This is a genomic window from Claveliimonas bilis (assembly GCF_030296775.1).
In the GTDB taxonomy this organism is placed as follows: Bacteria; Bacillota; Clostridia; order Lachnospirales; family Lachnospiraceae; genus Claveliimonas; species Claveliimonas bilis.
In genome coordinates this window covers 1,821,260-1,843,832 of record NZ_AP027742.1, presented here as the reverse complement: position 1 = coordinate 1,843,832, position 22,573 = coordinate 1,821,260, and the positions used below count along the sequence as shown (strand labels likewise).

Genomic DNA, 22,573 nt, shown 5'->3' with positions numbered 1-22,573 from the left:
ATGCTTCATCTTTTATTGTTGATTTTAAAAATTGCAGGTATCATACTGGCGATCATACTGGGTATACTGATAGTATTGCTCTGCATTGTACTTTTTGTGCCGGTTTGTTATCAGGTGTCGGGGAAAACGGACGGAACAGAAAAGGGGACAAAGGTAAGATGTAAGGTGACATGGCTTTTTTCCCTGTTGGAATTGAAAATCCTATATGGGAACAAGTCGAGTGTATTTTCCGCAAGAATAGGCTGGAAGCGGATCAAAGGAGGAGAGAGATCAGATGAAGAAAAAGGGAAGACTGATGAAGTCTGCAGGAAAGTCCATGAGGAAGCTCATGAAGAAGAGGAAATGGATACGCATCTGGAAACGGAGAAAGAAACTGATGCGCCGGATACGCAGCCTGAACCGGAAGATTTTGAAGAACTGGAAGCAGATGAAAAAAATCCGTACGCGTATCCCGAAGACAGTCCGCCGCATGAAGAAAAACGGTCCGACAATATTGAGAAGAACAACAGAATTGCAAAAAAGATTCAGAAAGCAGGCGAGAAGATATCTTCGTTCTTTCAAAAGATAAAATGTACAATAAAAGCAATCTGTGATAAAATAAACCTATTCAGTGAAAAAAAAGAAAAACTGATAGATTTTCTGGAAGATGAGCTGCATAGAAAGGCCTTTGGCACTGGAAAGAAAGCTCTCATCCGCCTTTTAAGAGGCCTTTGTCCGGGAAAAGGAAGGATATTTTTAAGATACGGTCTGGGAGATCCGGCGCTGACAGGAACCAGTCTTGCGGGACTGGCGGTTGTTTATCCCTTTCTTCCGGGAGAGATTCAGATTGTTCCGGAATTTGAAGAAAAGATGTTTGAGGGAAAAGCGGATATACATGGAAGGCTTTATTTGATACATTTGCTGACTTTTGCACTTCGTCTTCTTGTCAGCAAAGCAGTGAGACAGACCTATAAGGATGTTCGGAAGTTTATCAGTGAATTTTAAAAGCCCTGACAGTAAGTTCAAAAGATTTGGGAGGATCATATTATGGCAGATAATAATTTTAAAGGAACAGTAGAGGCTCTTTTTCACGGCATGGATGCCGTTATCTCATCACGGACAGTAGTGGGAGACGCCATCCATATCGGGGATACTATCATTCTTCCCCTTGTAGATGTTTCCTTTGCAATTGGAGCCGGAGCCTTTAATGGAGAAAAGAAGGAAAAAGGCGCAGGAGGTCTCGGCGGAAAGATGACTCCCAGTGCGGTTCTTGTTATCCAAAATGGCACAACAAGACTTGTAAATATCAGAAATCAGGATACAATGACAAAGATCCTTGATATGGTCCCGGATGTTCTGGACCGGTTCACTTCCAAAAATGGCAGCCGCATGACGGAAGAGGAGGTAAATGATATTCTTGACGAGGCAGATGAATAAGCAAAAGATACCATGAGGAAAAGACATATTTCCGACTGGCAGGGCATAGAATAAAACAAGGCCCCGGCGGGAGGGATTCAGATGAAAAGGGTGGCAGGGTTTGCCTTATTCTGGATCGCGGCAGGAATTACGATCAGCCTTTGGCTTCCTAATATGTTTGTGGAGATTTTATGTATCATATTGTGTCTCCTGGCAGCTTATGAGTTGTTTTTTTGCTGCAGAGATGACTGATCTGTTCTTTCCTCAATCTTTTTGTGAAATCTATGAAGAAATGCTTGCTTTTTTAAAAGTATTCTGATAGAATATCATTGTTGCGAGTCTGGAGAACAGACTTATTTAGAGTGTTAGGAGGTGCAGTCATGGCTAAATGTGCTATTTGCGAAAAGGGTGCTCACTTTGGTAACAGTGTCAGCCACTCTCATAGAAAGACACCAAAAATGTGGAAATCAAATGTAAAATCTGTTCGTGTAAAAACAGAGGGCGGATCTAAGAGAATGTATGTATGTACTTCTTGTTTGAAGTCCGGAAAAGTAGAGCGCGCTTAATGAAAATCTGAAGAGAGACTAATTTTCCGCTAGGCAGGGAAGTTAGTCTTTTTTTGTACCGCAGAAGGATTTGCTGCCAAGCAGCCGCGCCTGGAGCGGGAGTTCCGCCGGCGGAACTCTTTTTTCTTGTAAAAGGCGTGAAAACAGGGTATAATACTTGTGTTAAACTGGAGTTTGCAAAAGGATCGACAGAAAATAAAATAGAGATAATTGGAGGGAACTATATGAAGGGAAGCATGAGCACAGATATGGGTATCATCACAGTAAGTACTGATGTGATCGCAAAGTATGCCGGCACCGTGGCAGTGGAATGCTTCGGAATTGTCGGAATGGCGGCAGTTAATGTAAAGGACGGTCTGGTAAGACTGCTGAAGAAAGACAGCCTGACTCATGGAATCCAGGTGTCCATATCAGACGAAAATGAGATCACTATTGATTTTCACGTGATTGTAGCATATGGAGTCAGCATTTCTGCAGTGACGGATAATCTGATCAGCAATGTCAAATATAAGGTAGAAGAATTTTCCGGTATGAAAGTTGATAAAATCAATATCTATATCGAGGGCGTCAGAGTCATCGATTAGTTAAGGAGGATATTTAAGTGGCTGTAAAGACAATCAGTGTGGAAATGCTGGCTAAGATGTTTCTTGCCGGTGCACAGAATATTGAGGCGAAAAAAGAATTTATTAATGAGTTGAACGTATTTCCTGTTCCGGACGGGGATACGGGAACCAATATGTCTTTGACCATTATGTCAGCGGCAAAAGAGGTGACCGCCCTTGAAAACATGGATATGAAATCATTGGCAAAAGCGATTTCATCCGGTTCCCTGCGCGGAGCCAGAGGAAATTCCGGTGTCATCCTCTCACAGCTCCTTCGGGGATTTACCAAGGCTGTACGTGATGAGAAAGAAGTGAATGTAAAAATACTGGCGGCAGCATGCGAAAGGGCAAAAGATACTGCTTACAAAGCAGTTATGAAGCCGAAAGAAGGAACGATCCTCACAGTTGCAAGGGGGATTGCAGAAAAAGCGGCAGTTCTTGCAGAAGAGACAGAGGATCTGGAAGAATTTATTCCGGCTCTCCTTGAAGAAGGAGATGCGGTTCTTGCCCGTACGCCGGAAATGCTCCCTGTATTAAAAGAGGCAGGAGTGGTAGATTCCGGGGGACAGGGACTGATGGAAGTGCTTAAGGGCGCTTACGACGCCTTTCTTGGCAAGGAAGTGGATTACAGTGCGATTTCCGCGGAAGGAGCGGGAAGCAGCATGACAAAGGTTTCCGCTGAGGCAGCGGCAGACATTAAATTCGGATACTGCACGGAATTTATCATTATGACAGAGCGGGAATTTACAGAGAATGATGAGATGGAATTTAAGGCTTATCTGGAGTCTATCGGAGATTCCATTGTCTGTGTGGCAGACGATGATGTGGTAAAGATTCATGTCCATACCAATGATCCGGGACTTGCTATCCAGAAAGCGCTGACTTACGGACAGCTGTCACGAATGAAAATTGACAATATGAGAGAAGAGCATCAGGAAAAACTGATCCGTGATTCTCAGAAGCTTGCACAGCAGCAGAAGGAAGAAGATCAGAAGAAAAAGAGCGCCGAGCCGAGAAAACCGATGGGATTTATCACAGTTTCTATCGGAGAAGGGCTCAACAGTGTATTCTGTGAACTTGGTGCTGACTACATTATTGAAGGCGGTCAGACGATGAATCCCAGCACGGAAGATATGTTGAACGCCATTGAACATGTAAACGCTGATGCAGTATTCATTCTTCCAAACAACAAAAATATTGTATTGGCGGCAAATCAGGCCAAGGCTCTTGTAAAAGACAAAGAGATCGTGGTCATTCCGACAAAAACTGTACCGCAGGGAATTACGGCGATCATCAGCTTCATGCCGGAGGCAGGCGTGCAGGAAAATGAAGAGACTATGCTGGAAGCGATCAAGAATGTGAAATCAGGTCAGGTTACTTACGCCGTGCGGGATACCCGGATTGATGATAAAGAAATCCACGAAGGGGATATTATGGGAATCGGTGATTCCGGCATTCTTGCAGTGGGGCAGGACATCGAAAAGACGGCTGTGGAAATGCTGGAACAGCTGGTAGATGAAGATTCAGAGCTGATCAGCATTTACTATGGCGAGGAAGTCAATGAAGAGGCGGCACAGAATTTTGTCGCTGAAATCGAAGAGAAGTATCCGGATCTTGATGTGGATGCACATTATGGCGGCCAGCCCATTTACTATTACGTGCTGGCAGTAGAGTAAATGACAGAATATACACCGATTCATGAACTGAAAGGAATTGGAGAGAAAACTGAAAAGTTATTTTGGAAATTGGGGATCAGGACCGTCGGGGACCTGATCCGCTATTATCCAAGGGCATACGATATCTATGAGGAAGCTGTACCAATCAGTGAAGCAGAAGAAGGGCGCGTACAGACAGTTACCGGAGCGATTTACGGTAAAGTCCAGGTATCCGGGAACCGCGCTATGCAGGTGACTTCTTTGTATGTAAAAGATCTTACAGGTACACTGAAGGTTATTTGGTTTCGTATGCCTTTTCTGCGTACTACACTTTCAAGAGGCGGCGTTATTACGCTTCGGGGAATGATCGTCAGACGCCGGGATGTGCTTGTAATGGAACACCCGGAAATTTTCTATCCTTCCGGAAAATACGAAGAGAAGCGCGGTACGATGCAGCCGGTCTATCCGCTGACGTCCGGCCTTTCCAATAATACAGTCATGAAAGCGGTGAAACAGGCTCTGGAAAGTCTTCCTCTTGAGCGGGAGCCTCTGCCGGAACATATCCGGCTGAAATATCATCTGGCGGAGTATAATTATGCGCTTCGCGGTATCCATTTTCCGGAGGACAAAGAGGTATTCTGCCATGCCAGGAAAAGGCTGGTATTCGATGAATTTGCCGCATTCATATATTCCCTTCGCAAGCTGAAGGAAGAAAGCGGGCGAAGCGAAAATCGTTTCCGGATCTCTCCTTCCGGGGAAGTGGAGCGCTTTATAAAAGAACTCCCCTATGAACTGACAGAGGCACAGAAAAGAGTATGGCGTGAGATAGAGGCAGACCTTAAGAAGAATCTGTCCATGTCAAGACTGGTGCAAGGCGATGTTGGTTCAGGAAAGACCGTGATCGCTCTGCTTGCCCTTCTGACTGTGGCTTACAGCGGATACCAGGGAGCTTTGATGGCGCCTACAGAAGTGCTTGCAAAACAACATTATGAATCCATTACAAAACTCCTTGAAGAACACAGGATTCCATTTCAGACGGCGCTTTTGACCGGCTCCATGACGGCCAAAGAGAAACGGGAGGCATACCGCAGGATCCAGGGGGGAGAGGCGCAGATCATTATCGGCACTCATGCTCTGATCCAGGAGAAAGTTGCCTATCAGGATCTTGCACTTGTGGTGACGGACGAGCAGCACCGTTTCGGCGTACGGCAGAGAGAGATTTTTGCAGAAAAGGGAGAAATGCCCCATGTGCTTGTCATGAGCGCCACGCCGATTCCGAGAACACTGGCGATTATTCTGTACGGAGATCTGGATATTTCTGTCATTGACGAACTTCCCTCCAACCGTCTTCCGATCAAGAACTGCGTGGTGGACACCGGATATCGTCCCACTGCTTACCGCTTTATTAAAAATCAGATTGAGGAAGGCAGACAGTGCTATATTATCTGTCCTATGGTCGAGGAAAGCGAACATCTGGAAGTGGAAAATGTGACCGATTATTCCGCTATGCTTCAGGAAGAACTGGGAAACAAGATTGTAGTAGGCTGTCTTCACGGGAAAATGAAGCAGGAACAGAAAGACCGGATCATGGAAGACTTTGGAGAGGGTAAAATTGATGTGCTCGTGTCCACTACCGTTATCGAGGTAGGAATCAATGTTCCTAATGCCACTGTAATGATGGTGGAAAACGCAGAGAGGTTTGGACTGGCGCAGCTTCACCAGCTTCGCGGCCGTGTGGGAAGAGGAAAATATCAGTCTTACTGCATTTTTATGACAGGATCTAAGGCGAAGGATACAAAAGAAAGACTTGATATTTTAAATAAGAGCAATGACGGTTTTAAGATTGCATCAGAAGACCTGAAGCAGAGAGGACCGGGAGATCTTTTCGGTATCCGTCAGAGCGGGCTTATGAACTTCCGGCTGGGAGATGTGTTCCAGGATGCGGCTGTTTTGCAGATGGCCAGTGAGGCAGTATCCGTGCTTTCCAAGAAAGAATGCGAATGGCTGAAAAAACTGGAAAATCATACAGGAAATTCTAGTGTAATTTTGTAAATCCTCCATATACTATCGTTGTAACACAAATAAAAAATGTTACAAAAAAGGAGGAGTATAGAAATGACAAATCGTTCATCTAACAAAGCAGCTGTACCTGAAGCAAAGGGTGCATTAGACAAATTCAAATATGAGGTTGCAAGCGAGCTGGGAGTACCGCTCACAGACGGATACAATGGCGACCTTACTTCCAGACAGAATGGCTCTGTGGGAGGATATATGGTAAAAAAGATGATCGAACAGCAGGAAAGACAGATGGCAGGTAAATAACAGCCACCATCTTACCGATCAGTAAAAATTTTAACAAAACAGTAAAAACAAAAGGAGAGGCATCTGCCGGAAGCTTCATGTACGCCGGCAGGTGCTTTTTCTTGACTTTTACAGCGCTGCTTCGTATAATGAACAGGAAATCTTTTGTATACATAACAAGTGGGGAGTGATAGTTTATGCGTGTGATTGCAGGAAGTGCGAAACGGCTGCAGCTCAAGACTCTGGATGGGATGGATACCCGCCCGACAACAGACCGGATCAAGGAAACGTTGTTCAATATGCTTTCTCCGTATCTGTACGACTGCATTTTCCTGGATCTGTTCGCAGGAAGCGGCGGTATTGGGATCGAGGCTCTAAGCCGCGGCGCTATGGAGGCGGTCTTTGTAGAGAAGAATCCAAAGGCGATGGCGTGTATCAGAGAAAATTTGAAATATACCCGTCTGGACAGAAAGGCGCTTACCATATCTTCGGATGTTATGACAGCCCTTTATCGGCTGGAGGGAGAAAAGCAGTTTGATTTTATTTTCATGGATCCGCCCTACAATCAGGAACTGGAGAAAAAGGTACTGGAGTATTTGGCAGACTCGCAGCTTCTTTCCGATGAGGGTGTGATCATCGTGGAGGCATCAAAGGATACTTCTTTTGATTATCTGGCCGAGCTTGGTTTTGCATTGATCAAAGAGAAGGTTTACAAAACCAATAAACATGTGTTTATTGAACCGGCGGGGAGGAAAGAAATATGTTAAGAGCAATTTATCCGGGCAGTTTTGATCCGGTCACTTTCGGGCATCTGGATATGATCACCCGTTCGGCGAAGATCGTGGACGAATTAATTGTCGGAGTATTGTATAATAACGCAAAAAGTCCGTTGTTTTCCTTAGAAGAACGTGTTAAAATACTAGAGGAAACTGTTAAAAATATTCCGAATATCAGAGTAATACCATTTGAAGGATTGCTGGTAGATTTTGCGAAAAAAATGGAAGCGAAAATGATCATAAGAGGTCTGAGGGCCATTACGGATTTTGAGTATGAGCTTCAGATGGCGCAGACAAATCGCAAGCTGGACGGCGGACTGGAAACCGTCTTTTTGACAACCAGCCTGCAGTACTCGTATCTGAGCTCTTCTATGGTAAAAGAAGTGGCAGCTTTCGGGGGAGATATTTCGCAGTTTGTACCGGACATCGTAATAGAAGAGATACAGAAGAAAATAGATAAAAAAAGGAGAGTGTAAATTATGAGCAGCCGTATTGAACAGATTATTGAAGAAATTGAGGAGTACATTGACAGTTGTAAATTTCAGCCTCTGTCAACAACGAAGATTATTGTAAACAAAGATCAGATTGATGAGCTTCTTAGGGAGCTTCGTATGAAAACTCCGGATGAGATCAAACGTTATCAGAAGATCATTGCAAATAAAGACGCTATTCTTGCAGACGCTCAGGCAAAGGCGGACAGCATGCTTCAGGAAGCGCAGATCCAGACAACAGAGCTTGTCAGCGAGCATGAGATCATGCAGCAGGCCTATGCACAGGCAAATGAGATTGTCACTGCTGCCACAGAGCAGGCGCAGCAGATTCTTGACAATGCCACCAGCGACGCTAACGACATCCGAATCGGAGCAATGCAGTATACAGACGATCTTCTTGCCAATGCTGAGAGCATTATCGGTCATACTCTTGACAGCTATACAACCAAATATGACGGTTTGGTAAATTCGCTGCAGGAGTGCTATGATATGGTGCGCAACAACCGTTCAGAGCTGGAAATCCCTGATCAGTCCTCCAGAGGTCTGGAAGCCGAATTTGGCTCTGTTCCGGAAGAAGCATATGAAGAAGAAACAGCAGAAGAATTAGAATAAAATTCCAAAGATGCCGAGGCACAAAAGACTGGTTACGGACATAGTAACCAGTTTTTCTGTTAAGTAGGTAGAAATCTTAAGCCCTGTGCCCTGTATCATGCAGGAAGTCTGCGCGGCAGCGCACAAGCCGCCAAAGGAAGTCAGCCCTAAAAGGAGGGGCCAGCGGATTCGCCATGGAAGAACAGTGAGCTCTGAAATCATGGGGATTCCGGCAGTGATTTCCAGAAAAGAGAGCAGAAGGCGGTAGGGAAGCCAGTTTTTCCATGGCAGGAGGCAGGCCAGTTTGGTAATGACAGAAAAGAGCATTATGTAGCCTCCAACTTTTGTGATTGCTTCAAAGCTGTCCATCATACAAGTGTCCAGTATTGTCAGAGAAAAAGGGCGTTCTCTGGCAGGTGACAGTCCCGGAAAACGTGTGGATACGCTGCCTTTTCTGTAAAAAGGCAAAAAGATCCTGCTGCAGATAACAGGCGACAAAAAGAGAAGGACGACGGAAGGAAAAATCCAGGAGGCGGAAGGCGTGTTCTGCATAACCACATAGCTGATGATGAACATGGGACTGGTGTTGTTACAGAAGGAGAGAAGATAAGAAGCTTCCTCGAAAGAAATCCGTCCGGTCCTTAAAAGGTCGGATGTCACTTTCGCTCCCATAGGGTATCCGCAGAGAAATCCCGCAATAACAGCAAAAGACCCGCTGTCTGACACAGCAAAGATTTTTCCCAGCAAAGGTCCGGTAATCCGGGAAATATAATAGACAGCGTTTGTCCGGATCATCAGGTTGGAGAGCAGAATGAATGGAAGCAGGGTGGGAAGGACAATTTGAAACCACAGAAGGATTCCTTCACTTGCACCGTCGAATACAGGAGTTGGAAAGAAAAGCATTGTAATAAAAAGAAAAATAACCGATAGCATAAACAAACGTCGTTTCATCATTCATTTCCAGAAAGAGACTTCAATTCATTGTATGGAAACTGCCGTCTTTTTATTCTATAGGAAAGTCCGGCAAAATAAAAAAAGGAGGAGTATGCTAATGCCAGTATTAAATCAGTTAATGCCAGAAAATGTGTTTCACTTTTTTGAAGAAATATGTCAGATTCCCCATGGATCCGGCAATCTTGATGCAATATGCAGGTACTGTGTCCGATTTGCCGAAGAAAGAGGACTGAAAGTACTTCGGGATGAAGGGGATAATATTTTAATATGGAAAGAAGCATCGCCGGGATATGAGGACAGAGAACCTGTTGTTTTGCAGGGCCATCTGGATATGGTGTGTGAAAAGACGGCAGACTCTGGACATGACTTTGCAAAGGATCCATTGGAACTTTATGTGGAGGACGGATTTGTCAAGGCGAGAAATACGACTCTTGGCGGCGACGACGGGATTGCCGTGGCAATGATCCTTGCTCTGCTGGATGAAAAAGATGCAGTCCATCCTCCTATTGAGGCTGTTTTCACAGCTGACGAGGAGACAGGAATGGGCGGAGCAAAAGCGCTTGATCTCCAGCTTCTAAAAGGAAGAAAGCTGATCAATATTGATTCAGAGGAAGAGGGAATCCTGACGGTGGGATGTGCCGGAGGGATCAGCTGTCATACATCCTTCCCGCTGGACTTTTCTTCACGGGAAGGCGAGGTTGTAAAAATTATCATCAGCGGGCTTACGGGAGGACATTCCGGATCGGAGATCAACCGGCAAAGAGCCAATGCTTTGAAGCTTTCAGGAAGGCTTCTCTACGAGGCGTCCCGCAGCACACAGCTTTTCCTCATGGATGCCGGGGGCGGCGGAAAGGAAAATGTCATAGCAAGCCAGGCAGAGATCCTTTTGATGGCGGAACATCCTTCTGCTCTTATGGAGGCGGCTGTGAAAATGGAGGCCTTGTGGAAGGAAGAATTTATGGATGAAGAACCGAATCTTTCTGTTCAGACAGAGAAAAGGGGGATGCAGACGGCGAATGTTGTTTCTGCAGAGACAACAAAGAAGATTGTTGCCTACCTGATGGCTGCGCCAGACGGTCCTGTGGGATATAACCGGACTTTGCCGGGACTGGTAGAGACCTCACTAAACCATGGAATCATGGCTGTAAGAGAGGGATATCTGACGATCGATACCCTTGTAAGAAGTTCCCTTGGAAGCAAGAAAGCAGAGCTGGCAGAGAGACTGAAGATCCTGGCCGGGCTGTGCGGCGCATCCTTCCGGGCCGATAATGAATATCCCGGATGGGCCTATAAAAAGGAATCTTCCCTTCGGGAACTGATGACCCGGACATACCGGGAGATGTTCGGCAGGGATCCGGAGGTCCTTACGATCCACGCTGGTCTGGAATGCGGACTTTTCCTGGACAAAAAGAAAGATCTGGACTGTGTATCTTTCGGACCTGATATCTGGGATGTCCATTCAGTGAAAGAGAGGCTCTCGATCGAGTCCACAGAAAGAAGCTATGAATATCTGAAAGCAGTTCTTGCCGGATGCTGCCGGGAGGATATTTAAAATCCGCCGTGAAAACAGACGGACATAAAAGAGAAAGGCAGGGGCATATAGTAAAAGAAAAAGGCAGAACGGTATGTCTCGAAAAATACTGATCCTTTTACTGCTGCTTTCTCTTTTTTGTGCCATAGGGATCCAGGAGATGTTTGAGAAGGCGGATCTTAATGACAGAGCCAGACAGGGAATTGACAACAGCGAGTACCGTCAGGAGTTTTTTGCGCCGGATATGCGTAAAAACAAAGATTTCCTGTCTGATGAATGCCGGATTTTTCTGAACAAAGTAGAAAAAGACAGCCTGTATTTTCCGATTCCATCTTCCACACTTGACGATTCCCTTACTGTTTCCTATGAAAATTCGTGGATGGCAGAGCGCAGCTATAAGAAAACAAATATGCACGAGGGGACAGATATTATGGCTTCCAGAAATGAAAGAGGTATTTATCCCATTGTGAGTATCTCAGACGGTACGGTGACAAGTCTTGGCTGGCTGGAACTTGGTGGGTGGAGAGTCGGCATCACTTCCCCACAGGGCGTCTATTACTATTATGCCCATTTGGAATCCTATGGAGATATTCAAAAGGGAGATACAGTGAAAGCCGGACAGATCCTGGGATTTATGGGCGATTCAGGATACGGAAAAGAGGGGACATACGGCAAATTCGCCGTACATCTGCATCTCGGCATTTACTGCTGGGACACCGGGGATGAGATCAGCGTCAATCCCTATTATGTTCTTCGGGAATTGGAAAAGAAAAAACTGAAATATGCCTATTCCTAGAAGATGTATAAAATGCTATAATAGCGTTGGTGTATATACAAAGGAGGATGACAGGATGAACCTGCCAGAGACATTCCAGGAAAAAATGAAAGTACTTCTGAAGGAAGAGTACAATGACTATATTGCATGCTACGATGAGCCGAGATACTATGGACTTCGGGTAAATACCAAAAAAATAACAGAAGAAGAATTTCAAAAGATCTGTCCGTTTCCCATCCGGCCGATTCCGTGGATTGAAAACGGATTTTATTATGATGGAGAAAAAGACTACCCGGCAAAACATCCTTACTATTTCGCCGGACTTTACTATTTGCAGGAGCCAAGCGCCATGACGCCGGCAAACCGTCTTCCCGTCGAACCGGGAGAAAGAGTGCTGGATCTGTGCGCTGCTCCCGGAGGAAAGGCCACAGAACTTGGCGCAAAGCTGAAAGGACGCGGCCTTCTGGTGGCAAATGATATCAGTAGTTCCAGGGCAAAGGGACTTTTGAAGAATATTGAGCTGTTTGGTATCGGCAATGTGCTTGTGACCAGTGAAGAGCCGGGAAACCTGACAGAGCATTTCCCGGAATATTTCGATAAAATACTCATCGATGCGCCCTGTTCCGGAGAAGGAATGTTCCGTAAAGACAAAAAGATGGTAAAAGCGTGGGAGGAACATGGGCCGGAATATTTCAGCCGTATTCAGAGAAATATTATTACCCAGGCGGCTTCCATGCTGCGGCCGGGCGGAATGCTTCTTTATTCCACCTGTACATTTGACCGCCGGGAAAATGAAGATATTATCGCTCATCTTTTGGAAGAATATCCGGAATTTCGTATTATGGATATGGAATCTTATGAAGGGTTTACACCCGGCCTTTCCGAAGAAGCGGCGAATGGAGAGGAAAGACACCTGGAAAAGACGGTGCGTATTTTCCCTCATAAGATGCATGGAGAAGGACATTATCTCGCCCTTGTGAAAAAGGGAGAGGGAGCACCTTTGCTGAAGGAAAAGGTCGGCGAAAAAAGGGGGAAAGAGCAGAAACTGCCGGATGAACTGAAAGAATTTTTACAGAAAATTAAGATAGATTTAAGCGGTGGCAGACTGGATATCCGCGGGGAAAAGGTTTATTATATGCCAGAGGGGATTCCTGATCTGAAAGGGGTACGTTTCCTAAGGACAGGTCTTCTTCTGGGAGAATTGAAGAAAAACCGGTTCGAGCCGAGTCAGGCACTTGCCATGTGCTTAAGTAAGGAGGATTATCCCTTCACCCTGGATCTTCCCGCAAAGGATGAGAGAGTGATCCGCTATCTGAAGGGAGAGACCATTGATCTTGATGATGTTGTCTCATCTAAAGAGAAAGGGTGGTATCTTTTTTGTGTGGACGGCTATCCTCTCGGATGGGGCAAGCTGGCAGGGGGCACATTAAAGAATAAGTATTTACCCGGATGGAGATGGCATTAAAATGAAGATGCGTTTAGATAAATATCTGGCGGAAATGGGCGTCGGAACACGGCAGGAAGTAAAAAAGTATATCCGAAAAGGCAGGGTCACTGTTGACGGCGAGACAGAAAAAGCGCCGGAATGCAAGGTGGATCCCCAGCAGAAAATCTGCCTGGACGGTCAGGAAGTGTCCTATGAGGCAGTAGAGTATTATATGCTGAACAAGCCTTCCGGAGTCGTGTCTGCCACAGAAGATACGAAAGATGTCACAGTGGTAGAGCTGATCGGGGACAGAAAACGAAAAGATCTTTTCCCGGCAGGCCGTCTTGACAAAGACACAGAAGGGCTGCTTCTCCTTACCAATGACGGGAAGCTGGCCCATCAGCTTTTGTCTCCCCGACGGCATGTGGATAAGACTTATTATGCCAGGATTGAAGGAAATGTGACGGAGGATCTCGTTCCTCTGTTTCAAAGCGGAGTGGATATCGGAACAGAAGATGCTCCGGAAATGACCCTTCCTGCCAGGCTTGTGATCCTGGAAAGCGGTCCGGTATCCTGTGTTCGTCTTACCATTCAGGAGGGGAAATATCATCAGATCAAGCGGATGTTTCAGGCAGTGGGAATGAAAGTTGTCTATCTGAAAAGGGAGACAATGGGACCCCTTGTGCTGGATCCTGACTTAAAGCCGGGAGAATACCGGCCGCTGACGCTTGAAGAGAAGAAAAAATTAGGAGTTTTAGAATGAAACAGGGATTTTTACCCATCTGCAGACAGGATATGAAGGAGAGAGGATGGAGCGAGGCTGATTTTGTCTATGTATCCGGAGATGCCTATGTGGATCATCCTTCTTTCGGCCATGCAATTATCACAAGGCTTTTGGAGGCTCACGGCTATCGGGTCTGCATCATTGCACAGCCAGACTGGCGGCGTAAGGAGAGCATTATGGAGTACGGGAAGCCAAGACTTGGCTTTCTTGTATCTGCCGGGAATATGGATTCCATGGTGAATCACTATTCTGTGTCAAAGAAGCGGAGGAAAACAGATGCCTATACGCCGGGAGGGGTTATGGGAAAACGACCGGATCACGCAGCTGTTGTATACAGCAATCTGATCCGGCAGGTTTATAAAGACGTTCCTGTCATACTGGGAGGAATCGAGGCAAGTCTTAGACGGCTTGCCCATTATGATTACTGGTCAGACAAGCTGAAACGTTCAATCCTTCTTGATTCCGGGGCAGATCTGATCTCTTACGGAATGGGAGAGAGATCCATTCTGGAGATTGCGGAAGCTTTGGACTCAGGTATTGATATCAAGGACATTACCTATATTGACGGAACGGTATGTAAAGTAAAGGATCCGGGCATTGCCTATGATGCGGTTATGCTGCCCTCTTACGAGGAACTTTTGGCGGACAAACTGAATTATGCAAGGAGCTTTTACACCCAGTACTGCAATACGGATCCGTTTTCGGGAAAGCGTCTGGTGGAGTCTTATTCCGATCATCTCTATGTGGTGCAGAATCCGGCGGCAAAACCATTGTCTCAAAGTGAGATGGATCAGGTGTACAGTCTTCCTTATATGCGTACCTACCATCCGTCTTATGAGAAAGAAGGGGGCGTGCCTGCTATTCAGGAAATCCGGTTTTCCCTTGTCAGCAACAGGGGTTGTTTTGGAGGCTGCAGTTTCTGCGCCCTGACCTTTCATCAGGGAAGGATCCTGCAGACAAGAAGCCATGAATCCTTGCTGAAAGAAGCGGAAGCATTTACAAAAGAGAAGGACTTTAAAGGCTATATCCACGACGTGGGCGGACCAACGGCAAATTTCAGGCAGCCATCCTGCCAGAAGCAAATGGAAAAGGGCGTATGTCCAACGAAACAATGTCTCTTTCCGAAGCCCTGCAGAAACCTCCGGGCCGACCACAGAGATTACATAAAATTATTACGGAAACTAAGAGAACTTCCGGGAGTGAAGAAAGTGTTTATCCGTTCCGGAATCCGTTTTGATTATGTCATGGCAGATCCGGATGACAGTTTTCTCTGGGAACTGTGCCGGCATCATGTCAGCGGACAGCTGAAGGTAGCGCCGGAACATGTATCCGATGCGGTGCTGTCCAAAATGGGGAAGCCGGAGCATAAGGTATACCAGGCATTTGCAGACAAGTACAGAAGCATCAATCAGAAAATCGGAAAAGACCAGTATCTTGTGCCTTATCTTATGTCCTCCCATCCCGGCTCTACCTTGAAGGAAGCCATTAAGCTGGCGGAATACCTAAGAGATCTTGGCTATATGCCGGAGCAGGTGCAGGATTTCTATCCGACGCCTTCCACGATCTCAACTTGTATGTACTATACCGGAGTGGATCCGCGGGATATGAAACCGGTTTATGTGCCGAAGAGCCCTCATGAAAAGGCAATGCAGCGCGCGCTTATCCAATACCGGAGACCGGAAAATTATGATCTGGTCTTAGAGGCGCTGAAAAAGGGAGGGAGAATGGACCTGGTAGGATACGGCAGGAACTGTCTGATCCGTCCCAAAAAGGAACAGGGGGAGAAAAGAAAACAAAAGAGAACCGGAAAGAAAAAGACGATCCGGCATGTCCATAAAAAGAGTAGAAATAATTAGTAAAGAAGGGATTTTTATGAGAATAGCAGTCATCACAGGAGCGTCCATGGGACTTGGAAGAGAATTTGCAAGACAGATTCCGAAATGCTACCGCAGTCTGGATGAAATCTGGCTTATTGCCAGAAATACGGATAAACTGGAAGAAGTAAAGCAGGAGCTTACATCTGTAAATGGGGTTTACTGCCGTCTTTATAACAGTGATCTTCTGCAGGATGAAGTCTATAATCATCTGCAGAGAGATATGGAGGCACTGAAGCCGGATATCCGTATTCTTGTCAATGCGGCAGGATTTGGGAAAAATGCATCGGTCATGGCGACAGATGTGAAGATACTTACAGATATGATCCAGCTGAACTGTCAGGCACTGACACGGCTGACAAGCCAGTGTATTCCTTTCATGTCAGGAGGAAGCCGTATTGTAAATCTTGCTTCGGCGGCAGCTTTCGCCCCGCAGCCGGGAGCTGCTGTGTATGCAGCGACAAAGGCATATGTATTAAACTACAGCCGGGCTTTGGGCAAGGAACTTGCAGAGAACGGGATTTTTGTGACGGCCGTGTGCCCTGGACCGGTAGATACGAATTTCTTTGATACGGCGGGTACTCTTAAGATTCCTGCCAAACAAAAGCTGATGGCAAAGCCGGAGCAGGTTGTGCGGAAAGCCCTGCTGGATGTGCGGCGCAGGCGCAGTATTTCCATTTACGGAGCAGCCATGAAGGGGGCAAAACTGGCCGTGCGTCTGTCACCGGACCGCGTGACGGACTGGGTTATGAACAGAATGAATAACAAGGAGTACAATGTAAGATGAAAATAGAAAAAGGACAGCCCGGATATATCCGCGCCAGGAAGCAGAAGCTGCTTCTTATGACTGTGCTGGAATTTGCAGTGGTCATTGCTCTTTTAGTTCTTGGCATTATGCAGACGGGCACAAGATTGAATCTTCTGACTGTAGTAGCGATCGTAGGGTGCCTGCCGGCATGTAAAATGCTGGTGGGACTGATCACGATCCTGCCTTACCGGACCATAGATCCGGAAATTGTAGATGAGATAGAAGATAAGGCCTCTCTTCTTACAACAGCTTATGATATGGTCCTTACAAGCAGGGAAAAGATTATGCCCGTGACAGCAGTTGTGATTGCCGGTAATACCGTGTTCGGCTATGCGCCGGATAAAAAGACAGATCCGGAAGAAGCAGCAAAGCATATCAAAAATATTCTGGAAGAAAACAGAATGTCAAAAATTACCGTAAAGATATTAAATGATTACACTCCCTTTCTCGCACGGGTGGAGGGCCTCAATAATATTGCGCAGGTTGAAAAGGAGGACCGCAGGAAGCGGGAAAGGAAAATACGCAGGATTATTTTAAATATTTCCATGTAGCAAAAAAGATGCAGAGGATAAAGAATATATGAGAGAAATTGTCATCGGCGAAAATGAGGCGGGGCAGAGACTGGATAAATTTCTGGCTAAATATATGAAAAAGGCGCCCAAGAGCTTTTTCTATAAAATGCTGCGTAAAAAAAATATTGTACTTAACGGGAAAAAAGCGTCAGGAAACGAGAAACTGTCCATTGGTGATCAGGTACGCCTTTTCCTGGCAGAGGAGACGATCCGGGGATTTTCTGAAGCAGAAGAACTCTTGGAAAAAAAGCTTTCTCAAAAGAAAGGAACATTAGAGAAAAGCCAGATCATCTATGAAGATAAGGATATTTTGCTGATCAACAAGCCGGCGGGTATCCTGTCCCAGAGAGCAGACACAAAAGAGGAATCTCTGGTGGAGTGGATTCTTAGATACCTTTTGAGTACAGGGGCACTTTCCAAAGAGGATCTCCGAACATTTCGTCCTTCTGTCTGCAACCGTCTTGACCGCAATACAAGCGGCCTGATCGCCGCCGGAAAGAGCCTTGCAGGACTTCAGGTTCTAAGCCGCCTTTTTAAAGAGCGGGATCTGAAAAAATATTACCGATGCATTGTATCCGGAAAAATAGGGACAGGAGATCATATAAAAGGATATCTCTCAAAGGATGAACGGACAAATAAAGTGACGATCAGTGAGAGGCCTCTCAAAGAGGGAGATGCATGGATCGAGACATCTTACCGGCCTCTTTCCATGACAGATGGCGCCACTTATCTGGAAGTACATCTTATTACCGGGCGCCCTCATCAGATCCGGGCCCACCTTGCTTCCATTGGTCATCCCCTCATTGGAGATTATAAATATGGAAGCCGGAAAGTAAATGAGGAGTACCGCAGAAAATATGGACTGGATTCCCAGCTGCTCCATGCCTGCCGTCTGGAATTTCCGCAGATGGAGGGAAGACTGGGCCATTTGTCCAAGCAGATATTTGAAGCGCCGATTCCGCCTGTTTTTGAAAAAATCTTAAAAGAGGAAGGGCTGGCTTAAAAGAAAGAAATAACGGAGAAAGAGCGAACACACATGGGGACATGGAATACAAGAGGACTTAGAGGTTCTACACTGGAGGAATTGATCAACCGAACAAATGAGCAGTATCTGGAGAAGAATCTGGCTTTGATCCAGAAAATACCTACTCCTATTACTCCGGTGCGCATGGATAAGGAGCACCGACAGATTACCCTTGCCTATTTTGAACAGCGAAGTACAGTGGATTATATCGGTGCGGTACAGGGGATACCGGTATGTTTTGATGCAAAGGAATGTGCCGGAAGCACGTTTCCTATTCAGAATATCCATGAACACCAGGTCGTTTTCATGGAACAATTTGAGCGCCAGGGCGGGATTGCCTTCCTCCTGATCTACTATACGGGAGAGGGAACTGCCTACTATATGAGATTTGAGGAATTGAAACAATTCTGGAACCGTTCCATGGAAGGGGGACGCAAAAGTTTCCGAATGGAAGAGCTGGATCCCCGTTTCTTTATAAACCTGAAACAAAATTACTATATCCCTTATTTGGATTATATGAATCTGGATCTTGACATTCGCGATTCTCTTGACAAGTAAACGTAAAATGCGTATAATTCAATAAGGTTTTAACGTATTAGCATGATAAAGTGCCAAGGGAGGATACACATTATATGGAACAACAATTACATACACCGGAGGGTGTACGGGATATTTGCAATATTGAATGCGGCAAGAAACTTTCTTTGGAGAACCGCCTTCATAAAGTGCTCCAGCTGTATGGCTATCATGACATTCAGACACCTACCTTTGAATATTTTGATGTTTTTCGTAAAGAGATCGGTACGATCCCTTCCAGAGAGTTGTATAAATTTTTTGATAAAGAAGGAAACACCCTTGTTTTAAGGCCGGATATTACGCCTTCTATTGCAAGAGCGGCAGCTACTTTATTTAAAGATGAGGATATTCCGATCCGGCTGTGCTATACAGGGAATACTTTTGTAAACCATTCCAGCTATCAGGGGCGGCTCCGTGAAAATACCCAGATGGGGGCGGAGCTCATCGGAGTGGATTCCATTGAGGCGGATGCGGAAATGCTGGCCATGGTGGCAGATTGTCTGACGACTATCGGACTGCGGGATTTTCAGCTGAGTGTGGGGAATGTGGATTTATTTCAGAGCCTGATTGAAGACGCTGCCCTCAACGAGGAAGAAGAAGAGAGAGTCCGGGAACTGATCAATAACCGGAATTATTTCGGCCTGGAGGAATATCTTGACGGCATTCAGGTGAAACGGAGTTCCAAGGAGGCTTTGGTGGCGCTGGGCGATTTGTACGGCGGTGTGGAAATACTTGCACAGGCAAGGAACTTTGCGCCAAATTCCAAAGGGATCAAGGCGGTGCGCCGCCTGGAACAGATTTATGACATGTTGAAATACTATGGTGCGGAGCAATATATTCAGTTTGATTTCAGCATGAGCGGAACTTATGGATACTATACCGGAATTATTTTCCGAGGATATACGTTTGGAACAGGGGATGCAGTAGTCAAAGGCGGCCGTTATGACCATCTGTTGGAAAAATTCGGCAAGGAATCTCCGTCCATCGGTTTTGCCCTTGTTATCGATGAGTTGATGAGCGCTCTGACAAGACAGCATATCCGTATCACCTATTCCCGCAAAAATACTTTGATCCTGTATGATAAAGGAATGGAAAAAAAGGCAATTCGTATTGCCAGCGACTTCCGGGAAAAATGTAAAAATACAGAGCTGCTGCGAAAGGCGCCTGACAAGACGCTGGAAGATTATATGCAGTACGGAAAAGAATATTATGCCGGAAACATGATTTATATTCAGGAAGATGATCAGATCCAAATGTTCAACCTGGTTACCGGTGAAACAAAAACAATAAATACGAAGGAGTAAAATACATCATGAGATACTTGACATTTGCTCTCGGAAAGGGGCGTCTTGCAAAACAGACGCTGGAAATATTCGAAAAAATCGGTGTCACATGCGAGGAAATGAAAAACAAAGATTCCAGGAAACTGATTTTTGTCAACGAGGATTTGAAACTCCGGTTTTTCCTTTCAAAGGGTCCGGATGTGCCTACTTATGTGGAATACGGCGCGGCTGATATTGGAATCGTAGGGAAGGATACGATTCTGGAGGAAGGGCGGAAGGTTCATGAAGTACTGGATCTGGGATACGGCACCTGCAGGATGTGTGTGTGCGGGCCCAAAAGCGCCGCTCCCCTTCTTTTGCATCATGAACGGATCCGGGTCGCTACCAAATATCCCAATATTGCGAAGGATTACTTTTATAATACCAAGCACCAGACTGTGGAGATCATTAAGCTGAACGGCTCTATTGAGCTGGCGCCTATTGTAGGTCTTGCAGAGGTTATTGTAGATATTGTGGAAACAGGATCCACTCTGAGGGAAAACGGACTTACTGTTCTGGAGGAAGTATGTCCGCTCTCGGCGCGGATGATCGTAAATCCTGTCAGTATGAGAATGGAAAGTGACCGGATCAAGGATCTGATATCCAGACTGCGTACGGTAATATAGAAAGGGATGAAGAAAGATGAGAATACAGAAGCTGGACAGCCGTTCCAAGAAAAATCTGCTGGAGGATCTTTTAAAACGAAGCCCCAATCAGTACGGACAATATGAAGAAGGGGTTGCAAAGATCCTAAGCCGTATAAAAGAAGAGGGGGACAATGCCCTGTTTGCCTATACAGAGGAGTTTGACCATGCTAAGATAGATAAGAACAATATCAGGGTCACAGAAGAAGAAATCCGGGAGGCTTATGAACAAATAGACAGCGGCCTTGTGGACATTATCCGGGAGGCCATGGAAAATATCCGGGTCTATCATGAGAAACAGAAACAGTACAGCTGGTTTGACAGCAAAAGCGACGGAACCATTCTGGGACAAAAAGTTACGCCGCTTCAGAGAGTCGGCGTCTATGTGCCGGGCGGGAAAGCCGCTTATCCTTCCTCTGTGCTTATGAATGTGATTCCGGCGAAAGTGGCAGGAGTGGATGAGATTGTCATGACTACTCCCCCGGGGAGAGACGGAAAAGTAACGCCTACCACTTTGGTTGCAGCACATGAAGCAGGAGTGGATGTGATCTATAAAGCAGGCGGAGCACAGGCAATCGGAGCTTTGGCATACGGAACGGAAAGTATTAAAAGAGTAGATAAGATCGTAGGACCGGGAAACATCTATGTGGCATTGGCTAAGAAAGCAGTTTACGGTCATGTCAGCATTGATGCTGTGGCAGGACCAAGTGAAATCCTGGTTATTGCCGATGAGACAGCAAATCCGCGGTATGTAGCGGCAGATCTTCTGTCCCAGGCAGAGCATGATGAGCTGGCGTCCGCCATACTGGTAACTACCAGTGAAACGCTGGCAGAAAAGGTATCAGAAGAAGTGGACCGCTTTCTTGAAACACTTTCAAGAAGCGAGATCATCCGGAAATCCCTGGACAACTATGGGTATATCCTTGTGGCGGAAACTATGGAGGATGCCATAGATATCGCAAACGAAATTGCGTCCGAGCATCTGGAGATCCAGACAAAGGATCCCTACAATGTAATGACGAAAATACGCAATGCAGGAGCTATTTTCATAGGAGAATATGCAAGTGAACCTTTGGGAGATTATTTTGCAGGGCCGAACCATGTACTTCCTACCAACGGTACCGCCCGCTTTTTCTCTCCATTGTCTGTAGATGACTTTATTAAAAAGTCCAGTATTATCGGATATTCCAGGGAAGCGCTGGAAAAGATCCACACAAAAATTGAGGCATTTGCCGAGGCGGAGCACCTTACTGCACACGCAAATTCCATCAAGGTCCGCTTTGAAGAGCAGGAGGGGTAAATATGGAGAGGACAGCGTCAGTAAAACGAACTACAAAAGAAACAGATATTGAGATCATCTTGAATCTGGACGGCACCGGAAAAACAGATATTCAGACCGGTATCGGATTTTTCGACCACATGCTGGATGGATTTGCGCGTCACGGGCTTTTTGATCTTACTGTGCGTGCAAAAGGAGATCTTGAGGTGGACTGCCATCATACGGTGGAGGATACAGGGATTGTCCTTGGAACTGCCATCATTCAGGCACTTGGCGATAAGGCAGGTATTTGCCGTTATGGGAATTTTATGCTGCCTATGGATGAAACACTGATCCTCTGCGCAGTGGATCTGTCGGGACGTCCTTATCTGAATTTTGACGCGGCATTTACGCCGGGAAGGATCGGGGATCTTGATACGGAAATGATCCGTGAATTTTTCTATGCCGTCTCTTACAGTGCAAAGATGAACCTGCATTTAAAGATGCTGGACGGCGGCAACAATCATCATATTGCTGAAGCGCTGTTTAAAGGTTTCGGAAGAGCGCTTTTGCAGGCGGTTAGAAAAGAAGAGCGCATTGAAGGCGCCTGGACAACGAAAGGAACCCTTGCATAACGAAGGAGGGATA

25 protein-coding genes are annotated in these 22,573 nt (G+C 45.9%); 24 read left to right on the top strand and 1 reads right to left on the bottom strand.

Features of this window, described 5'->3' with window-relative positions; translation table 11 throughout:
• The 11 genes from R2J37_RS09145 to R2J37_RS09095 all read left to right on the top strand — a co-directional run bounded on the left by R2J37_RS09145 (position 1) and on the right by R2J37_RS09095 (position 8,398).
• Positions 1-984, top strand: coding sequence for a DUF2953 domain-containing protein (locus tag R2J37_RS09145; protein ID WP_316264659.1), 984 nt, complete (start codon positions 1-3; stop codon positions 982-984).
• A 42-nt stretch (positions 985-1,026) separates the two neighbouring features.
• Positions 1,027-1,416 (top strand): GerW family sporulation protein, encoded by a 390-nt coding sequence (locus R2J37_RS09140; RefSeq protein WP_230106065.1) that lies wholly within the window; start codon positions 1,027-1,029, stop codon positions 1,414-1,416.
• Between the two features lie 81 nt (positions 1,417-1,497).
• Positions 1,498-1,647 (top strand): hypothetical protein, encoded by a 150-nt coding sequence (locus R2J37_RS09135; RefSeq protein ID WP_230106066.1) that lies wholly within the window; start codon positions 1,498-1,500, stop codon positions 1,645-1,647.
• A 128-nt stretch (positions 1,648-1,775) separates the two neighbouring features.
• The gene (gene rpmB / locus R2J37_RS09130) at positions 1,776-1,961 is read left to right on the top strand and encodes a 50S ribosomal protein L28 (RefSeq protein WP_230106067.1); all 186 of its coding nucleotides are present in this window, start codon (positions 1,776-1,778) and stop codon (positions 1,959-1,961) included.
• Positions 1,962-2,185: 224 nt separating this feature from the next.
• Entirely contained in the window at positions 2,186-2,545 is a 360-nt protein-coding gene (locus tag R2J37_RS09125) for an Asp23/Gls24 family envelope stress response protein (protein WP_230106068.1), read from the top strand.
• Positions 2,546-2,562: 17 nt separating this feature from the next.
• Positions 2,563-4,239 (top strand): DAK2 domain-containing protein, encoded by a 1,677-nt coding sequence (locus tag R2J37_RS09120; RefSeq protein ID WP_316264656.1) that lies wholly within the window; start codon positions 2,563-2,565, stop codon positions 4,237-4,239.
• On the top strand, positions 4,240-6,270 hold the full coding sequence (recG, locus tag R2J37_RS09115; protein WP_316264655.1) for an ATP-dependent DNA helicase RecG: 2,031 nt from the start codon (positions 4,240-4,242) through the stop codon (positions 6,268-6,270).
• Between the two features lie 63 nt (positions 6,271-6,333).
• Positions 6,334-6,540 (top strand): alpha/beta-type small acid-soluble spore protein, encoded by a 207-nt coding sequence (locus R2J37_RS09110; RefSeq protein ID WP_033125229.1) that lies wholly within the window; start codon positions 6,334-6,336, stop codon positions 6,538-6,540.
• 176 nt (positions 6,541-6,716) lie between these two features.
• Positions 6,717-7,286 (top strand): 16S rRNA (guanine(966)-N(2))-methyltransferase RsmD, encoded by a 570-nt coding sequence (gene rsmD, locus R2J37_RS09105; protein WP_230106071.1) that lies wholly within the window; start codon positions 6,717-6,719, stop codon positions 7,284-7,286.
• Positions 7,280-7,771 (top strand): pantetheine-phosphate adenylyltransferase, encoded by a 492-nt coding sequence (gene coaD / locus R2J37_RS09100; protein WP_230106072.1) that lies wholly within the window; start codon positions 7,280-7,282, stop codon positions 7,769-7,771. The genes rsmD and coaD overlap by 7 nt, the downstream gene beginning before the upstream one ends.
• A 3-nt stretch (positions 7,772-7,774) precedes the next feature.
• A complete protein-coding gene (locus R2J37_RS09095) occupies positions 7,775-8,398 on the top strand; it encodes an ATPase (RefSeq protein WP_230106073.1) in 624 nt (207 codons plus the stop codon).
• Here R2J37_RS09095 and R2J37_RS09090 read toward each other — a convergent pair.
• The gene (locus tag R2J37_RS09090; RefSeq protein WP_230106074.1) at positions 8,390-9,328 is read right to left on the bottom strand and encodes a transporter; all 939 of its coding nucleotides are present in this window, start codon (positions 9,326-9,328) and stop codon (positions 8,390-8,392) included. The two genes, R2J37_RS09095 and R2J37_RS09090, sit on opposite strands and share 9 nt — an antisense overlap.
• 100 nt (positions 9,329-9,428) lie before the next feature.
• Here R2J37_RS09090 and R2J37_RS09085 point away from each other — a divergent pair, with 100 nt between their 5' ends.
• From R2J37_RS09085 to hisB, 13 genes are all read left to right on the top strand, one after another.
• Positions 9,429-10,883: an aminoacyl-histidine dipeptidase gene (locus R2J37_RS09085; protein ID WP_316264652.1), complete on the top strand. Its 1,455-nt coding sequence runs from the start codon at positions 9,429-9,431 to the stop codon at positions 10,881-10,883.
• Positions 10,884-10,956: 73 nt separating this feature from the next.
• Positions 10,957-11,658: a M23 family metallopeptidase gene (locus tag R2J37_RS09080; RefSeq protein WP_316264650.1), complete on the top strand. Its 702-nt coding sequence runs from the start codon at positions 10,957-10,959 to the stop codon at positions 11,656-11,658.
• A gap of 55 nt (positions 11,659-11,713) precedes the next feature.
• Complete coding sequence (locus tag R2J37_RS09075; protein ID WP_316264648.1) at positions 11,714-13,102, top strand: RsmF rRNA methyltransferase first C-terminal domain-containing protein; 1,389 nt, start codon at positions 11,714-11,716, stop codon at positions 13,100-13,102.
• Between the two features lies 1 nt (position 13,103).
• Positions 13,104-13,826, top strand: coding sequence for a pseudouridine synthase (locus tag R2J37_RS09070; protein WP_316264647.1), 723 nt, complete (start codon positions 13,104-13,106; stop codon positions 13,824-13,826).
• Positions 13,823-15,703 carry a YgiQ family radical SAM protein gene (locus tag R2J37_RS09065; protein WP_316264645.1) on the top strand — a complete coding sequence of 627 codons (1,881 nt, stop codon included), beginning with the start codon at positions 13,823-13,825 and terminating at the stop codon, positions 15,701-15,703. The genes R2J37_RS09070 and R2J37_RS09065 overlap by 4 nt, the downstream gene beginning before the upstream one ends.
• A 16-nt stretch (positions 15,704-15,719) precedes the next feature.
• A complete protein-coding gene (locus tag R2J37_RS09060) occupies positions 15,720-16,508 on the top strand; it encodes an SDR family NAD(P)-dependent oxidoreductase (protein ID WP_316264643.1) in 789 nt (262 codons plus the stop codon).
• Positions 16,505-17,080, top strand: coding sequence for a hypothetical protein (locus R2J37_RS09055; RefSeq protein WP_230106081.1), 576 nt, complete (start codon positions 16,505-16,507; stop codon positions 17,078-17,080). Before R2J37_RS09060 ends, R2J37_RS09055 begins: the two co-directional genes overlap by 4 nt.
• A gap of 28 nt (positions 17,081-17,108) precedes the next feature.
• Complete coding sequence (locus R2J37_RS09050) at positions 17,109-18,104, top strand: RluA family pseudouridine synthase (protein WP_316264641.1); 996 nt, start codon at positions 17,109-17,111, stop codon at positions 18,102-18,104.
• Positions 18,105-18,137: 33 nt separating this feature from the next.
• A complete protein-coding gene (locus R2J37_RS09045) occupies positions 18,138-18,683 on the top strand; it encodes a Holliday junction resolvase RecU (protein ID WP_230106083.1) in 546 nt (181 codons plus the stop codon).
• Between the two features lie 74 nt (positions 18,684-18,757).
• Positions 18,758-20,005 (top strand): ATP phosphoribosyltransferase regulatory subunit, encoded by a 1,248-nt coding sequence (hisZ, locus tag R2J37_RS09040; RefSeq protein ID WP_316264638.1) that lies wholly within the window; start codon positions 18,758-18,760, stop codon positions 20,003-20,005.
• A gap of 8 nt (positions 20,006-20,013) precedes the next feature.
• A complete protein-coding gene (gene hisG / locus R2J37_RS09035) occupies positions 20,014-20,649 on the top strand; it encodes an ATP phosphoribosyltransferase (RefSeq protein WP_230106085.1) in 636 nt (211 codons plus the stop codon).
• Positions 20,650-20,665: 16 nt separating this feature from the next.
• Positions 20,666-21,967: a histidinol dehydrogenase gene (gene hisD / locus R2J37_RS09030; RefSeq protein WP_230106086.1), complete on the top strand. Its 1,302-nt coding sequence runs from the start codon at positions 20,666-20,668 to the stop codon at positions 21,965-21,967.
• Between the two features lie 2 nt (positions 21,968-21,969).
• Positions 21,970-22,560, top strand: a complete 591-nt coding sequence (gene hisB, locus R2J37_RS09025) for an imidazoleglycerol-phosphate dehydratase HisB (RefSeq protein WP_230106087.1) — start codon at positions 21,970-21,972, stop codon at positions 22,558-22,560.
• Positions 22,561-22,573: the final 13 nt, after the last annotated feature.

Coding starts and splice junctions, on each gene's coding strand:
- R2J37_RS09145 (WP_316264659.1), top strand. CDS start 1: ATGCTTCATCTTTTATTGTTGATTTTAAAAATTGCAGGTATCATACTG.
- R2J37_RS09140 (WP_230106065.1), top strand. CDS start 1,027: ATGGCAGATAATAATTTTAAAGGAACAGTAGAGGCTCTTTTTCACGGC.
- R2J37_RS09135 (WP_230106066.1), top strand. CDS start 1,498: ATGAAAAGGGTGGCAGGGTTTGCCTTATTCTGGATCGCGGCAGGAATT.
- rpmB (WP_230106067.1), top strand. CDS start 1,776: ATGGCTAAATGTGCTATTTGCGAAAAGGGTGCTCACTTTGGTAACAGT.
- R2J37_RS09125 (WP_230106068.1), top strand. CDS start 2,186: ATGAAGGGAAGCATGAGCACAGATATGGGTATCATCACAGTAAGTACT.
- recG (WP_316264655.1), top strand. CDS start 4,240: ATGACAGAATATACACCGATTCATGAACTGAAAGGAATTGGAGAGAAA.
- R2J37_RS09110 (WP_033125229.1), top strand. CDS start 6,334: ATGACAAATCGTTCATCTAACAAAGCAGCTGTACCTGAAGCAAAGGGT.
- rsmD (WP_230106071.1), top strand. CDS start 6,717: ATGCGTGTGATTGCAGGAAGTGCGAAACGGCTGCAGCTCAAGACTCTG.
- coaD (WP_230106072.1), top strand. CDS start 7,280: ATGTTAAGAGCAATTTATCCGGGCAGTTTTGATCCGGTCACTTTCGGG.
- R2J37_RS09095 (WP_230106073.1), top strand. CDS start 7,775: ATGAGCAGCCGTATTGAACAGATTATTGAAGAAATTGAGGAGTACATT.
- R2J37_RS09090 (WP_230106074.1), bottom strand. CDS start 9,328: ATGAAACGACGTTTGTTTATGCTATCGGTTATTTTTCTTTTTATTACA.
- R2J37_RS09085 (WP_316264652.1), top strand. CDS start 9,429: ATGCCAGTATTAAATCAGTTAATGCCAGAAAATGTGTTTCACTTTTTT.
- R2J37_RS09080 (WP_316264650.1), top strand. CDS start 10,957: ATGTCTCGAAAAATACTGATCCTTTTACTGCTGCTTTCTCTTTTTTGT.
- R2J37_RS09075 (WP_316264648.1), top strand. CDS start 11,714: ATGAACCTGCCAGAGACATTCCAGGAAAAAATGAAAGTACTTCTGAAG.
- R2J37_RS09070 (WP_316264647.1), top strand. CDS start 13,104: ATGAAGATGCGTTTAGATAAATATCTGGCGGAAATGGGCGTCGGAACA.
- R2J37_RS09065 (WP_316264645.1), top strand. CDS start 13,823: ATGAAACAGGGATTTTTACCCATCTGCAGACAGGATATGAAGGAGAGA.
- R2J37_RS09060 (WP_316264643.1), top strand. CDS start 15,720: ATGAGAATAGCAGTCATCACAGGAGCGTCCATGGGACTTGGAAGAGAA.
- R2J37_RS09055 (WP_230106081.1), top strand. CDS start 16,505: ATGAAAATAGAAAAAGGACAGCCCGGATATATCCGCGCCAGGAAGCAG.
- R2J37_RS09050 (WP_316264641.1), top strand. CDS start 17,109: ATGAGAGAAATTGTCATCGGCGAAAATGAGGCGGGGCAGAGACTGGAT.
- R2J37_RS09045 (WP_230106083.1), top strand. CDS start 18,138: ATGGGGACATGGAATACAAGAGGACTTAGAGGTTCTACACTGGAGGAA.
- hisZ (WP_316264638.1), top strand. CDS start 18,758: ATGGAACAACAATTACATACACCGGAGGGTGTACGGGATATTTGCAAT.
- hisG (WP_230106085.1), top strand. CDS start 20,014: ATGAGATACTTGACATTTGCTCTCGGAAAGGGGCGTCTTGCAAAACAG.
- hisD (WP_230106086.1), top strand. CDS start 20,666: ATGAGAATACAGAAGCTGGACAGCCGTTCCAAGAAAAATCTGCTGGAG.
- hisB (WP_230106087.1), top strand. CDS start 21,970: ATGGAGAGGACAGCGTCAGTAAAACGAACTACAAAAGAAACAGATATT.